At 33.0% G+C, this 15,838-nt stretch carries 8 protein-coding genes and 6 pseudogenes; 13 read left to right on the forward strand and 1 reads right to left on the reverse strand.

What is annotated here, in order from left to right:
* Nucleotides 1-365: plasmid maintenance protein (locus U881_RS11095; RefSeq protein ID WP_038364039.1), on the reverse strand; the 365-nt coding region annotated here is incomplete at its 3' end.
* A gap of 752 nt (nt 366-1,117) precedes the next feature.
* Here U881_RS11095 and U881_RS13380 point away from each other — a divergent pair.
* The 13 genes and pseudogenes from U881_RS13380 to U881_RS11125 form a co-directional block, all read left to right on the forward strand.
* Complete coding sequence (locus tag U881_RS13380; RefSeq protein ID WP_024653807.1) at nt 1,118-2,434, forward strand: hypothetical protein; 1,317 nt, start codon at nt 1,118-1,120, stop codon at nt 2,432-2,434.
* Between the two features lie 690 nt (nt 2,435-3,124).
* Nucleotides 3,125-3,283, forward strand: a complete 159-nt coding sequence (locus U881_RS12895; RefSeq protein ID WP_160164816.1) for a hypothetical protein — start codon at nt 3,125-3,127, stop codon at nt 3,281-3,283.
* A pseudogene (locus U881_RS11100) lies at nt 3,225-4,273 on the forward strand (variable large family protein). Before U881_RS12895 ends, U881_RS11100 begins: the two are co-directional and overlap by 59 nt.
* 307 nt (nt 4,274-4,580) lie before the next feature.
* Nucleotides 4,581-5,560, forward strand: a pseudogene (locus tag U881_RS11105) (variable large family protein); the annotation flags it as partial.
* A 364-nt stretch (nt 5,561-5,924) separates the two neighbouring features.
* The gene (locus U881_RS0107280; RefSeq protein WP_152520705.1) at nt 5,925-6,164 is read left to right on the forward strand and encodes a hypothetical protein; all 240 of its coding nucleotides are present in this window, start codon (nt 5,925-5,927) and stop codon (nt 6,162-6,164) included.
* Nucleotides 6,165-7,156: 992 nt separating this feature from the next.
* Nucleotides 7,157-8,236 carry a variable large family protein gene (locus U881_RS0107290; protein ID WP_038364047.1) on the forward strand — a complete coding sequence of 360 codons (1,080 nt, stop codon included), beginning with the start codon at nt 7,157-7,159 and terminating at the stop codon, nt 8,234-8,236.
* A gap of 352 nt (nt 8,237-8,588) precedes the next feature.
* Nucleotides 8,589-9,608: a variable large family protein gene (locus tag U881_RS0107295; protein WP_038364042.1), complete on the forward strand. Its 1,020-nt coding sequence runs from the start codon at nt 8,589-8,591 to the stop codon at nt 9,606-9,608.
* 441 nt (nt 9,609-10,049) lie between these two features.
* Entirely contained in the window at nt 10,050-10,124 is a 75-nt protein-coding gene (locus U881_RS13795) for a variable large family protein (protein ID WP_407637310.1), read from the forward strand.
* A gap of 23 nt (nt 10,125-10,147) precedes the next feature.
* Nucleotides 10,148-10,550, forward strand: a pseudogene (locus U881_RS13800) (variable large family protein); the annotation flags it as partial.
* Between the two features lie 263 nt (nt 10,551-10,813).
* Nucleotides 10,814-11,818 carry a variable large family protein gene (locus U881_RS0107320; RefSeq protein ID WP_024653811.1) on the forward strand — a complete coding sequence of 335 codons (1,005 nt, stop codon included), beginning with the start codon at nt 10,814-10,816 and terminating at the stop codon, nt 11,816-11,818.
* A 360-nt stretch (nt 11,819-12,178) separates the two neighbouring features.
* Nucleotides 12,179-13,184, forward strand: a pseudogene (locus U881_RS11115) (variable large family protein).
* A gap of 326 nt (nt 13,185-13,510) precedes the next feature.
* A pseudogene (locus U881_RS12900) lies at nt 13,511-14,228 on the forward strand (variable large family protein); the annotation flags it as partial.
* 548 nt (nt 14,229-14,776) lie between these two features.
* Nucleotides 14,777-15,838: pseudogene (locus U881_RS11125) on the forward strand (variable large family protein); the annotation flags it as partial.

The raw sequence follows: 15,838 nt of genomic DNA on the forward strand, positions 1-15,838 counted from the left end.
AAGCCTGTTTCATTTAGAAGTTTTATGTCTCTTCTAATAGTTCTTTTAGATACCTTTTTATTACCATCATTTTCTAATAGTTTACTTACTATATTGTAGATATCACTTGCGGAATATTCTTCAATACCACTTGATTTTTTATAGTCTTGATTTTTAGTATCTATTGCCCAATAGATCTTAAGCATTCTCTTATATCGTTTAAATGTTTTTATTGCTTGTAATCTGACCTGAGATACGGGGATATGTGTTATCTCAGGTGATGTTTTGTATTGATTTAAGTCAACAAGACTTTTTAGTATTGATTTTATTTGGCTTTTTGTGCCGGTTGATTTGAAATTTTTTGTTTCTTTTGCTAAACTATTCATAAGTTCCTTTAATCCAAAGGTTAGATTTTAGGTATTCTTTGGATTATATTTTTTATTGTATATAAAAATTTCACTTTTGACTAGTTGTGTCGAGGTGATTTTTTTATACAATTTTTTTTGTTTATGAACCTTGTAGAAAGTTTTAATTAAGGCTGAGGAGAGTATCATAGTTTTGATATTTGGTGGTCAAATTATCAGTGATTGTGTTCTTGAAAAAAGGTTTAATTTTTTTCAAGGTAGAATGTTGGATAGTTTTTATTATTTAGATGATAAAAGATGGTAAAATAAGTATACTTAAGATTGATGTGAATGAAGATATGGATAAGATTGGATTTAGTCTTGATGTAAAGATGGATAAAGTTTAGGCTAGGCTGAATAAAAGGATGGTAAAAGAGACAAGCTTGTGATGCTATGGTAGTTAAACTTGATGTTAGGATAGATGAATTGAGTATTACTTTATGGTAAGTCTCATCTCAATTGACTGTGATTAAGAGCAGGCTAGTATTTAAGAGATAGTTGTTTTATCTTTGATTATTTTACTTTGACGGTTATTTCTATACTTTCTGTTTCATATTTTGTAGTGCAAGTATTTGTGATGTTAGGTAAAGATTGAGGTATGTTATGATTTCATATAGGTATAATAACTTATGTTAAGTTATTATCATTTCAAGTTGATTGTTTTCATCACAAAGTTGTAGAGAGTATGTGAGATTTGTTGATTATATAGTAATATAATTGGAGAGAGGTCTTTGATGATAAGTAAATATGATAAAAAAGATATAAATGTTGAATTTAGTATTGTAGAATCTTGGAGACTTAATTTTGAATTTTTTGTTCGCAACATTTGGTTAATAATGTTTGCTTTATTTTTATTTTTCTTTAATGTTTTGCATTCTCATAGAGGGATTGTGAGTTATAATGTTGGTAACCATTCCAAATTATATTTTACATTACCATTTACGATAGTCATTATAATAGTACCATCGTCAATATTATTGTATTTTCTATATTTACTCAGAAAGCGTGTAGTTGAGGGTGTTGTAAAAGCTTCAGTGTTTGTGTATTTAGAAAAAGTCGCAATATTTGTATTGTTAGTGATAGGACTTGTAACTCAGTCTGTGAGTTCGTGGATGAGTTTTGAAAGTTTTTTTAGTCTAATGTTTGAGGATACTATTAGGGACACTGTTTTAAGTGTTAAGAAAAGTCAGAGTGAGCAAGAAGAAGGTATTCGTAAATTACTTTCTGATAAAGAACGGATAATCGAGAGTGAAATAACTAGTATTGATGTTAAGATAAAGAATAATAATGATCGAATAGAATATGCTAAGAATAAGCATTTAAATTTGGACTATACATATAAGACTATGAAGCAAGATTATTTGAGAGAAATTGAAAATGCAAAAACAGAAAATAAGGCTTTGTTTAATCAAAGGGATGAATATTTAAATTCTTTAAAAGATTTGCGTTTCAGGCTTAGTAATTTGATTGAAACAACGGCTATCAATAACAATCGATTTAAGGCTGCGAATGTGTTGAATGGGACATCTGTTGTTATTGCTAAAGATGATTATCTTAATATAATTTTTGTTTATTCGTTATTATTATTGTCTATTTGTCTAGATATATTTTTAGCAATGGTGTTCTGTATTGTACAAAATGCTTATCATAAGTTTTATGCAGCAAAGTCGATGTTTTTATGTGGTGTTGTTGAGTGTAATAAGAGCAGTTTAAAACCTAAGTTGCGAAAAAGTATACGAAGTGTTAATTTACGAAATAAAAAGGTGTCTGGATTATTTGATGAATCTGTTGAATTTATTGCATCTAATTTGGAAGATGATAATCGTACTATAAAGTCGTTGAGTCAAATTCATCAAGATACCAAGTTATCGCATTATAGAATAAGGAAGTTTCTGTCAGATTTAAAGGATAGGGGTTTAATTGTAAGGAAGAAGCAAAGATTGATGTTTGATATTGATGCAGATGGTTTGTTCAGTGAAAAAAATAAGAAAAAAAATCTTGAGGAGCAATGCAAAGTAATAGAGTTGGCTGAAAGGAGTGAGGGAAGTTGAAGTTTTGCTTAAGTCAATAGATGAGTTAGTTATTTGAAGGAATAATTGGGAAGGTTGAACTATGGTATTGATATTCTGAAAGTTATTGCTGATTTTTATGAATCTTATATTTTTTATGAATCTTATATTAATGAATTTGGGCTTAATTAAGCTAAGCATGTTTTTGAGATTGCTGAAGTTAAGAAAAAGGCTCAGGAGGTTTAAGGCAAACCAATTTAAAAGAATTCATCTGTTTTAAGATAAGTATTATTAAGGGTAATGACAGATGGTGATAAATTTGCTGCTGAGCAGAATGAAGATATATCTTTTCATGTATTAATATTATAGTTTTAGTGAGCGAATAAGATATTCAGTACTTTTATAGTTTCAATAAAAAATACTTTTGGTAGTTGTGTGTGTGAAAAATAAAGAGTTATATTAAATATTATTATTTAATATAACTCTTTATGCTTTGTGTGGGATAGTTGTTTTCTTGTTTTTATTTTAGTATATGACCTTAAAGTTAATGTATATCTTGCTAGAATAATTGGGGATAAATAATTTAAATTATATTATGATATAAGGAGGTAAGTTAATCTAGTGTTATAATTTTCTTTTGGTGTTAAAAGTTACCATATTTTATGGTATTTATTTTTCATTTTATAAGTGTATTTTCTTAATTTTTTATTCATTTGTGTGTTATTTGTTTTTTTGTTTTGCTATTATTTTGAGCTTGTAAAGAAAAAGTCGAGGAGACAAGAAAGAGATAAAATCAATAAAAGAAGAATGGAAGGGAGGGAAGAGAAGAAAAATGAATATGGTAGGAAGATTAGTGGTGATAAGTGTATTGATGGTGGTGGTGGGATGTAATGATGGGTTTATTAGAAGAAGAGAAGTCAAAGAATAAATTTTTACATTCTTTAATTAGCTCGGGAAATGATTTTATTGGTGTTTTTACTTCTTTTGGGGATATCGTTGGAAGTGTATTGGGTTTTAATTTTTTGGATACTAAGAAGGTTGATGTGGGGGAATTATTTTAAGAAAGTTAAAGAAATTGTAGAGGGGACTAAGAATAGGCTTAATAAAATTGTTGCTGACGTGAAGAGAGAAGAGAATCCGAATGCTGTTGGAGTAGAGAGTGCAGTAAAGAAATTAGTTAGTGAGACACTTGATAAGATAATAGAGGGAGCTAAAACTGCTAGTGAGGCTATTGGTATCACAGGTGATGAACTAATTGGTAATGTTGCTGCTCAAACGATTGCAGGTATTGCTGCAGAAGAAGCTTCTGTTAAATCTCTTAGTGAAGGAATTGGGAAGATTGTAAGTGTAGTGCTTAGAAATATAGGAAGTGTTGAGGCTGGTACTGATAAAAAGGCTGAAGATGGTAGTGCAAGGGGTAATAATAATGGCGCGGCTAAGTTGTTTGCTAATACTGCTATTAATGCTGATTCAAAGAAATCAGGTACTGATGCATCAAAATCTGTTGGGGGAGTAACTGGTGCTGATATATTGCAAGCTATTTCTAAAGGTAATGAAGGCAAGGCTGTTAAATTGGCTAAAAATAATTCTGCTAATGCTGATGATGCCTCTAACGCTAAAGATGCAGTTATAGCAGGAGGTATAGCGTTAAAAGCTATGGCAAAGAATGGTAAATTTCCTGGTGGTGAGGCTGGTGGTCATAATGATTATGTTTCTGAAATTAAAGGAGCAGCAACAAGTGCAGTTACTAAGGTGTTAGATACATTAACTGTAGCAATAAGAAAAACAGTTGATACAGGACTTAAGACTGTTAAAGAAGCAATGAAAATTAATCCTGAAGATACTCCTGTAACTACAGAGTCTGGTATTGCGACTAAATAAATATAAATTAAATAATAAAATTATTTAATGGGAAACACTTTTCTCTTTCTGTGGGAGAATTGTTTCCCTTTTTGGCGTTTTAGTATGTCTTATTAATATTTATCATTTTTTTTATTTTATAATTGTATTTTCTTATTTTTTTCATTTATGTATCATTCGTTTTATTTATTCATTTTGATTGGTCGCTTGATGTAAGCTTTTATAGAGAAATAAGGAGGGAATAAAAAAATGCAAGAAATAAAAAAAGGAGAGAAGAGAGAAAAGTAAAGAAGGATAAGTGGGGTGATTAAGAGAAATATTGTGGGTAATGATGATTTTGGGAATGATGGGATGTAATAATGGAGTAGCGGAGCTAGAAAAGAAGAATGAGTTTTTAAGTTCTATTGCGAATTTAGGGAAAGGCTTTTTGGACGTTTTTGTGGCATTTGGGGATATGGTGAGTGGGACATTGGGGATAAAAAAGGCAGATACTAAGAAAGAGTGATATAGGGAAGTATTTTAGTGATATTGCGAAGACTATGACTTCAGTAAAAGAGAAATTGAAAGCAGAGGTGGCAAAGAATGGTGGGAATTATGCAAAAGTTAAAGCAGTTGTTGATAAGTTTATTACTGATACATTGGACAGGATTGCAGCAGGTGCTAAAGAAGCAGCAAAAGGTGCTGAGGGTGAATTTGTTCTTGGTGGTGCTATTGCCAATCAGGATGGTGAACCCGCAGAAGCAGAAAGTGTAAACGCACTTGTTAAAGGAATTAGACAAATGGTTGGAGTAGTTTTGGAGGATAAGGTAAGTGCAGAAACTAATAAGACTGGGGATAATGAGCAAAAAACAATTGGTAAGTTGCTTGGTGAAAAAAATAATGGTGGAACAGAACAACAAGCGGCAGCAGCAAGTGCATCAATAGGGGTCGTAAGTGGAGCTGATATATTGCAAGCTATATCAAATTCAGGAGACGCTAATAAGAAAAGCTATTGATCAAGTAACTAATGCGGCAGAGATTGCAGTTGCTAATAAGGAAGACAATAAGGATCTTGGGGATTTGGCAAGAAAGGATGCAGTAATAGCAGCAGGAATAGCATTGCGAGCTATGACTAAGGGAGGTAAATTTGCTGCTAAGAATGGTGAAGATAAATCTGCACATGCAATAAATGGAGCAGCCGCAAGTGCTGTTGGTAAGACACTCAGTACTTTAATAATAGCAATAAGAAATACTGTTGATAGTGGTCTAGAAAAGATAAATGCAGTACTAGCTACGGTTAAACAAGAAGATAAATCTGCAGAATCAGCATCTAATGTACTACTTATCTTCATAAACCCACTTATCCTTCTCCCTTCTCGCTTCCCTTCTCTATCTCTTATATTTCTTTCATTTCTTTTTTTCCCTCCTTATTCTTTCTCTTTTTAAGTCTAAATCAAGAGCAAAGCACAAATGAACAAACAAAAAATGAATTAAATACACACATGCTAAATGAATGTTAGAAAAACATACAAGAAATATAATATATTGAAATCACTTGATTTAAAAAGAAAACATTTTCCCTATATACCTCCACAAGGAATAAGAGAAGTGTTCCCTTTAAATGAATTTTCTATTATTTTGATTAAATTTTATACAATTATCTATAGTATGGTGTGGTGATGATGGTTTTGGAATGATGGGATGTAATAGTGGGTTGTTAGCAGAGAAAGAGGTATTAGAGAAGAAGAATAGTTTTTTAGATTCTTTAGTTAAGATTGGGGGCAAGGGTTTCAGGAGATTTTTAATAGTTTTGGAAGTGTTATTGGAAATGCATTTGGAGTTAATGCTATTAAACCTGAGGATAAGGGAGGCAAGGTGGGGGGATATTTTAAAAGTCCTCATGCTGATACTAGAGAAGTTGAGTCTGTTGTAGTGAAATAATTTCGAAATTCATTGCTTCTGTAACTAATCTTGCTGGGGTTGTTAAAAAAGATGCTCCTATAGGTGATGCAGCTACTGCAGGAGCTGTAGGAGCTCATAATGGTGTATAAAAATTATTTAATGGTAATACTGAAATTATTGATGATGTAAAGAAGTCAGTTGTTGATGCAACAAAAGCAATTGGAGCGATCACTGGTGCAAAGGAAGATTTTAAAAGGTGGTTATAATTTGATGTTGATGTTGTTATGTTAAGCTGTGAAAGATTAGAATGTTAAACTCTCAAGAATTACAGTTTTGAACTGACTTATTAAGGGAATTAAAGAAATAGTTGCAAGCTGCGTTTATTATTCCTTTCAATGTCTTGTATGCATTTTAATTCCTCTTCATCTGCTGCTGATCCTTGTTTATTGCCGGCTTTATTCATCCATGCTCATTACCACCTATTTTTTTGCTAACAAATTTAAATTTTCTTTTGATTTTATAGTTTGAAAATTCTTTAAAGGAAACACTTCTCTTTGTCTTTTTTATACATACAGGGAGATGTTTTTTTGTTAGATTTCATTGATTGTAATGTATTTTTTTATATTTTTTGTTAAGCGTTTATTTGTCATGTGTGAATATCATTTCTTCATTTTTCTTTCGTTTTTTCTGTTGGAGTAAAGTTGATAGAAAGAGAAGAAGAGACTCAATAAAAAAGATAAAAGAGACTCTTTAAAAAAGAGAAGGGAACTTATAAGAAGAGAAGAAAGGAATGATAAGAGAAGAAAAAGAAGAGAAGGAAGTATGTATTCTGAGTAACTTTTTTTAGGAGTAAGGAGAGCTTATTTAGGAGAGCTAGAGAGGGAAGGGAAGAGAAGGGAGCTTTAAATTATTGCGGATTTAAAGATTGGGGGGAATTAAAGAGTTGATTAAGGAGGGAAAATTGTGATGAGTGGAATTAGAGAAATAAAAACAAATGAAGAAGTTAGAGGGGGTAGTGGGACGATGAGTAAGATTATCAAGAAAAGTTTGAGCATTATTATGATTATTGGAATTATGGGATGTGGACAACAAGTAGAGAAACCAGAAGGGAAAGGGAAAAGTTTAAATGAGGTGTTGATTGACGTCGGGAGGAGTGCAGAGAATGTTTTTTATGCATTTATAGAGTTGGTTTCAGATGTTTTAGGCTTTGCTGCGAAAGCAACTACAACTAAGCAACAGGTGGGAGATTATTTTAGTGGATTAGGTGCTAAACTTGAGAAAGCATCAGACGAATTAGAAGCAGTAGCAAAAAAATCAGAGATAGATATTGAGAAAGATGGCTTATCAAACAAAACAATTAGAAGTGCAATTGATGTAGCTAAGGGAGTGTTAGGTACGTTAAAAGGACATTTAGAGTTTTTAAAAGATATAGGTGATTCTAGTCTAGTGGGTGAGGTAAAAAATGATAACAAGCAGGGAGTTGCGGCAAATACGGATGGATTAAAGAAGTTACATCATGCATTGACAGGGATAATAACAGCAGCTAAGAAAGAAGGTGTTGAAGAGCTGAAGGAAAATAAGTTGACATTGGGTCAAGCGTTAATAGGAGGAGCTAATCCAGAACATGGGGCTAAAGTTTTAGGTACAAATGCTAATCCAGCAGCAGGAGATTCAGGTAAAGCAGCAGTAATATTAGCATCAGTTAGTGGGGAAGAGATGTTAGATGCAATAGTTAAGTCATCAGTGAGTGATGCTGATGCAGAACTAGGGGGAAATGCAGATGCAGGTACAAGTGCGCTAAAGTTTGCAAAAGGAGGTCAAGCAGCTCGCGTAGCACAAGGAGCAGCTAAAGCAGCGGCAGTGGCAGGAGGGATAGCATTGCGATCATTGGTTAAGGGAGGTAAACTAGCTTCAGAGAATAATAACGATGATGAAAAAGCAGTACAATCAGTAGGGATAACAGCAGTAAATAAGTTATTGAAAGCAGTGGAAGAAGTAATAAAGAAGACAGTAAAGAATGTTGTTGAAAAAGCGAAAGTGGAAATAGATAAAGCAAGAAGTCCACAAGTATCAATTTCAAAGCCAAGTGGTAGTAAAGAATAAACCAAATTAAGAAGATGGATATTAGATTATTTGGGAATAATAGTATAAGGCAATCTTAGAGATTATTCTAGGTTGCCTTATATTTTTTGATTAAATTAAAGGTAAAAGAAGAAGTTAAATATAAATATAATGATGAATTCATATTCTTATATTCATTTATTCATTTTTTCTGTTGCCCTAAATTTATGTAAAGATAAATAAAACAATAAGGCAAGAAAAAGAAATAAAAGAAATGCAAAAAATAATAGAAATGTAGAAGAGAGTAAAGGGAAAAATAATGGGATAAGGGAGATTGATGAGAGAATGAAGAAGGATAAGTGGGGGTGATTAAGAGAGGTATTGTGGTAATAAAATGATGCTGGTGGTAATGATGGGATGTAATAGTGGGTTATTAGCAGAAGAGAAGACAAATAATGAGTTTTTGAGTTCTATTGTGAATTTAGGGAAAGGATTTATGGAAGTATTTGTGACATTTGGGGATATGGTGAGTGGGACATTGGGGATAAAAGCGGATACAAAGAAGAGTGATATAGGTAAGTATTTTAGTGATGTTGCCAAGACTATGACATCAGTAAAAAGTAAGTTAAAAGATGTTGTAGCAGAGCATGGTAACTATCCAAAAGTGAAAGAAGTAATTGAGCAATTTGTTACTGGGATTTTAGACAAAATTGCGGAAGGAGCTAAGCTTGCTGTTAGTGGTGCTACTGATGAAGTGTCAATTAGTGAGGTTGTAAAGGCTAATGTTGGTGGTCTTAGTGTTGATGCTACAAGCGTAAATGTACTTGTAAAAGGAATTAAAGGAATAGTTGATTTGGTTATAAGTGAAGGAAATGGACAAGCAAATAAAACCAGTCCAGTTGAAGATGATAAAAAGAATATTGGTAAGTTGTTTGGGGGTAAAAGTGATAGTGCTGAAGGTGGTGCTGAGGATAAACATGTAGCTGCAGCAAGTGCATCCATAGGATTAGTAAGTGGTGCTGATATATTGAAAGCTATTGCTGCTGCTACTGCTGCTCAAAAAGATGGCAAGGTTAGTGAGGCTGAGGATTCAGCTGCTTTGGCTTTAGCTAAGGGTACTAGTAATGCTAATGAGGATCAAATTAAGGACTCGGCAAGGAAAGATGCGATTATTGCAGCTGCTATAGCCCTAAGAGCTATGGCAAAAGATGGTAAGTTTATTGTGAAGGATAATGGTAACAATAAGACAGAAGCGGAAGGAGCTAAGGGTGCAGCAGCTAATGCAGTAAACAAAGTATTATCTACATTAACAATAGCAATCAGGAATACGGTGGATGAAGGATTAAAAGAGATTAATAAGGTATTAGTAGAAATTAAACAGGGAGAGGGTTCTGAAGGTAAGACTAATGAGTAAGTGAGGTAGTTTATAATCATTATTCTTATGTAAGAAAGAGAAGATAATAGATTATGTAAAAGAAGTAGCGAAGAGAGCTAAGGAATAAGCTCTCTTTTATTGTTAAGCTATGTTATAGCATTTATTTATCATTTTTAAATTTGTAATTTTCTAAGTGTATTTTCTTAATTCTTTATTCATTTTATGTGTTAATTACTTATTTTGTTTTGCTTGTTTTTAATAAAAGAAAGGTGGGAACAAAAAATGAAACAAAATGAAATAAAAGTGAAGAATAGTGAAAAGAATGAGAAGAGTAATGGTGATAATGGTGGGATTATAATAATGGAGTGTTAGAAGAAAAGAAATCCAAGAATAAATTTTTATAGTCTTTAGTTGAATTTTTTTTTTGGGGGGGGGGAGTGATTTTTTGGATGTTTTCACGTCTTTTGGGGATATGGTTATATGGTTGGGAGTGTATTGGGGTTAAATGTGAAGAGTAAGAAATCGGATGTTGGGAAATATTTTAAGACAGTATAGGAAACTGTGCAAGGGACATGGTTAATGATCCTAAAAAATCAGCATCAGATGCAGCAAAAGAAGTTGGAGCAGTAAATGGTGATGATATTTTAAAGCTATGATTAAAGATAATGGTGATGCTGCTAGGCTAGCTAAAGAAACAACTGGGAATGTTGTTACAGCTCCTAAAGATGGAACTATAGCAGGAGGTATAGCATTAAGAGCAATGGCGAAGGATGATAAATTTGCTAATAGTAATGCTTGCTGATGATATTGCTGCTGCAGTTAAAGGAGCAGCAGTAAGTGCGGTTACTAAAGGCATTAGATACGTTAACTATTGCAATAAGAAAAACAATGGACTTGGGACTTAATGAAGTTAAAGAGGCAATAAAAATTAATACTAATGATATTCCTTTAATTTCTGATAAGATAACTCTTAAATCTTAAGTTAATAGCAAGAGAAATAAATATATAACTAAATTTAGGAAAATTTTTTCTGTATGAGAGTTGTTTTCCTGTTTTTGTATTTTATGAAGTATTTCTTATTTTTTTGTTTAGCAAGTAAATTTCAATTTATATATCATTCATTTATTTGTGTTTTATTTTTGTACTAATCTTAGGAAAATAAAAAGATAAAGGAAAAAGAGGAGAGATAAAAGGGAGGATTGTAGAAGGAATGGGGCATATGAAAAATTACAGTCATTAAACGAATGATTGTAATCAGTTTAGTTATGGTTGTTATTGGCTGTAATAATGGAGTAGCGGAGCTAGAAAAGAAGAATGAGTTTTTGAGTTCTATTGCGAATTTAGGGAGGGGATTTTTGGATGTTTTTGTTGCTTTTGGGGATATGGTGAGTGGGACATTGGGAATAAAGGCGGATACAAAGAAGAGTGATATAGGGAAGTATTTTAGTGATATTGCGAAGACTATGACTTCAGTGAAAAGTAAGTTAAAAGATGTTATATCAGAGAATGGTAACTATCCAAAAGTGAAAGAAGTAGTTGAGCAATTTATTACTGGGACATTAGATAAGATTGCTGCAGGAGGAAAGGAAGCAGCAAAGGGTTCTACAGATAATGCTATTATTGGAAATGCTGTCAAAAATGTAGATGCTAAATCAGCAGATGTTGCAAGTGTAAACGTGCTTGTGAAAGGAATTAAAGAAATAGTTGACGTTGTGTTAAAAGAAGGTAAGGCAGATGCTACTAAGACTGGTGATACAGAACAAAAATCAATTGGTAAGTTGCTTGGTGCTAAAGATAATGGTGGAGATGAAGCTCAAGCAGCGGCAGCAAGTGCATCAATAGGAGCAGTAAGTGGTGCTGATATTTTGCAAGCTATTGCTAGTTCTGTTGAGGTAGGTACTGGTGAGATTAAAATCGAGGAAGCAAAGAATGCAGCCGAGATTGCTACTGCTAAGAAAGAAGATAATAAGGAGTTTGGGGTAGCTTCAGTAAAAAAAGATGCAGTTATTGCGGCAGGGATAGCATTAAGGGCAATGGCTAACAATGGTCAACTTGCTGCTAAGAATGACGATAAATATGCTAGTGCAATAAATGGAGCAGTTGCAAGTGCAGTAAATAAGGCATTAAGTACTCTTATAATAGCAATAAGAAATACTGTTGATAGTGGTTTAAAAGAGATAAATACAGTACTAGCTACAGTTAAACAAGAAGATAAGGCATCAGAAGCTGCAGTTAGTGGACAGCAATAAATAGTAGTTTAGATAAAAACAGTAAGATAAAAAAAGTTGTTTAAAGGAAACACTTCTCTTTGTCTTTTTGAGACATACAGGGAGATGTTTTCTTGTTAGATTTCATTGATTTAATATATTTCTTTTATATTTTTTATTAAGCATTTTATTTATCATGTGTGAATATCATTTATTTATTTTTCTTTAGTTTTTTCTGTTGGAGTAAAGTTGATAAGAAGAGAAATATAGACTCTTTAAAGAAGAGAAGGAAGGAGGATGTAGACCGAGTAACTTTTTTTAGAAGGAAGGAGGTCTTATTTAGGAGAGCTAGGGAAGAGAAGGGAGCTTTAAACAATTGTTATAATCAGTTTAGTTTTGGTTATGGGCTGTAATAGTGGAGTATTAGAAGCAGAGAAGTCGAAGAATAAGTTTTTACAGTCTTTAATTAGTTTGGGAAATGTTTTATTGGTGTTTTTATTTCTTTTGGGGATATTGTTGGGAGTGTGTTGGGGTTAAATGTTAATTCTAAGAAATCGGATGTTGGGAAATATTTTAAGACAGTGCAGGAAACTGTGCAAGGGACAAAGGATAAGCTTGAGAGAATTGTTGCTGATATGAAAAGAGAAGGGAATCCGAATGCTTCAGGAGTAGAGAGTGCGGTTAATAAATTTGTTAGTGAGACGCTTGACAAGATAATTGGGGGAGCAAAGACTGCTAGTGAGGCTATTGGTAATGCTGTTGGATCTATTGCGAATGTTGCTACTGCTGGTGCTGCTTAGAATAATGGAGGTGCTGAGGATGTTGATAGTCTAGTGAAGGGAATTAAAGATATTGTAGATGTAGTGCTTAGAGGCAAAGGCAATGCTGAGGCGGGAGATAATAATAAAGCTGAAGATCTTGCTGCAAGAAATAATAATGGGGCAATTAAGTTATTTGCTTCTGATAATTCTGGTAGCAATGAAGCTAATACAAAAAAATTAGCAGCAGACGCCTCTAAAGCAGTAGGAGCAGTAACTGGTGCTGATATATTGCAAGCTGTGATTAAGGACAGTGGTGCTGCTGTTAAGTTAGCTAAGAATTCTGCTGGTAATGCATCTAATTTTGCTGGTGTTGCTGCACCTAAAGATGCAGAAGTTGCAGGAAAGGGATAGCATTGCGGGCAATGGCAAAGAGAGGTAAGTTTGCTAATGCTAATGATTCTGATGCAGGAGTTATTGCTTCTACAATTAAAGGAGCAGCTGTAAGTGCAGTAACTAAAGTATTGGAGACACTCACAGTGGCAATAAGAAATATTGTTGATTCAGAACTTAAGATGGTTAAAGAAGCAATGAAAATGAATACTAATGATACTCCTGTAATTTCTGATAAGACAATTTCTAAAGATTAAGTTAATAACAAGAGGAATAAATATATAACTAAATTTAGGAAAACTTTTCTCTGTATGAGGATTGTTTTCCTTTTTTTATTTTATGATATTATATCTAGTTAGTATTTGTATTTTGTTTTTTTACTTAATAGTGTTACCTTCTTAGTTGAAGGGATAAAATCAATTGTTGATATGTTATTAGTATTTTTAGTAAGATTTAGGTGAAGTTGTTATTAAGAGTAGTAAGTACTTTTTATTTTTATATGTGTTATTTTTTGAATGTTTTATTGTAATTGAGTTTGATTTATAGTGTGTTTGTTTGATAAGTTGTTGTTCAGTTTATTTCTAGCATTTTAGATAAGATTGAAGGAGGAGCAAAGGAAACAGCTAGAGGGGCTACAAGGTGAAGCTATAGGTAATGCTGTCAACAATGGGGGGGATTGTGAAACCTGCAGATGTTACAGGTGTAATATTACTTGTAAAGTGGATTAAGGAAATAGTTGACTTGGTGTTAAAAGAAGGTAAGGCAGATACTGATGCTAGTAAAGGTGATAAAAAGAAGGATATTGGTAAATTATTTACTATGACTACTGATGGGAATAGAGCTGATAATGTGACAGCATAAGCAGCAGCAACTTTAATAGGAGTAGTAACTGGTGCTGATATCTTGCAATCTATAATTTCATCTAAAGAGAATCTTAATGCTGTGATGGTACTGAGGGAATTGAAAAAGCTACTGATGCAAGCGAAGAGATTTCGGTTGCTCCTGTTAAAGGTAGTAAGAAACAGATTAAAGGTTCAGCAAAGAAAGATGCGATTATTGCAGGAAGGGTAGCATTGCGAGCAAATGGCAAAGGATGATAAATTTTCTATTAAAATAATGAAAATGAGACTGTAACGACAGTTAATAGTGTAGCTGTAAGTTGCAGTAAACAAGATATTAAGTACTTTAATAATTGCTATTAGCATTATTTGTTTAGTGTTTTAAAAAATATAAATGAAGCACTCTCAACAGTTAAACAAGAAGAGCAGGCAGTAGGATCATCATCGAGCGGAAAACAATAGGTAATTATCGATCAAAATCAGTAAGATAAAAAAAAGTTATTTCAAAGAAACACTTCTCTTATTCTTTGTGAAGTCATATAGATAAGATATTTTCTTTTTAAATTAAGTGATTTATATATTTCCTTTATATTTTTATTAAGCGTTTATTTATCATGTGTGCATTTCATTCATTTTCATTGCATTTCATTTTTTCTGTTGGAGTAAAGTTAAAAATAGAAATAGAGACTCTTTAAAGAAGAAAGTAAAGGGGGGGGGAACTTATAAAGTAGAAAAGGGAACTTTTGAGAAGAGAAGCAAGGAATTTTTTAAAGGAGAGAAGAAAGGAGACTTTAAGAGAGTAACTTTTTTTAGAAGTTAGGAGATTATATTTAAATGATCTTAGTGAGGAGAGCTTATTTAGGTGAGATTATTTAGGTGATCTTAGTGAGAAATTAAAGGAAGAGAAGGGAGCTTTGAATAATTGAGGATTTAAAGATTGGGGATTTTTTAAAGAGTTTGTTAAGGAAGAAAAAAGAAGATGAGAGGAATTAGACAAATAAACGTTAATGATGATAGGGGGTAGTGGAAAGATGATAAGAGGCATGAGACGCATTATTGGAATTAGTTTAGTTATGTTGGTTATGGGCTGTAATAGTGGAGTATTGGAAAAAGAGAAATCGAAGAATAAGTTTTTACAGTCTTTGGTAAATTTGGGGGAATGATTTTTTGAATATTTTTACGTCTTTTGGGGATATTGTTGGGAGGAGTGTATTGGGGTTAAATGTGGAGAGTAAGAAATCGAATGTGGGGGAAATATTTTAAGACAGTGCGTGAGACTGTGCAAGGGACAAAGGATAAGCTCAATAAAATTGTATTGGATATGAAAAGTGAAGGGAATCCGAATGCTTCAGGAGTAGAGAATGTGGTTAATAAATTTGTTAGTGAGACGCTTGACAAGATAATTGGGGGAGCAAAGACTGCTAGTGAGGCTATTGGTGATGCAGATGGTCTTATTGGAAATGTTGCTGCTAATGATGCGGGTGGTGTTGCAGGCATTAATGTTAATGAATTAGTTAAAGGAATTAAGGCAATTGTAGAAGTAGGTACTTAAAGATCAAGGAAAAGCTGATGCTGGTGATGCCAATAAGGCAAAGATTGCTGGAGATGGTCAAAGGAGTAATGGTAATGCTGGTTCTGGTGAATCAGGAAAATTATTTGCCAATGGAAATAATGCTGCTGGTACTGATGACAATGCTAAGAAAGTTGCAGCTGATGCATCAAAAGCAGTTGAGGCAATAACTGGGGCTGACATCTTACAAGCTATGATTAAAGATGGTAGTGATTCTGTTAAATTAGCTAAGGAAACCACTGGAAATGCTGTTACTCCCAAAGATGCAATTATAGCAGGAGGAATAGCGCTAAGAGCCATGGCTAAAGATGGTAAATTTTCCAATGGTAATGCTGCCAATGATATTGCTACTGAAGTTAAAAATACAGCAATTAGTGCAGTTAATAAGTCACTCAATACATTAACTATAGCAATAAGAAAAACAGTGGATGATGGACTTCAAGTGGTGAAAGAAGCGATGAAATTTGATACCAAAAGTGAAAAGACTGTATCTAGTTCTGAT

Origin of the sequence: Borrelia persica No12, assembly GCF_000500045.1 — a bacterium.
Classification (GTDB): domain Bacteria; phylum Spirochaetota; class Spirochaetia; order Borreliales; family Borreliaceae; genus Borrelia; species Borrelia persica.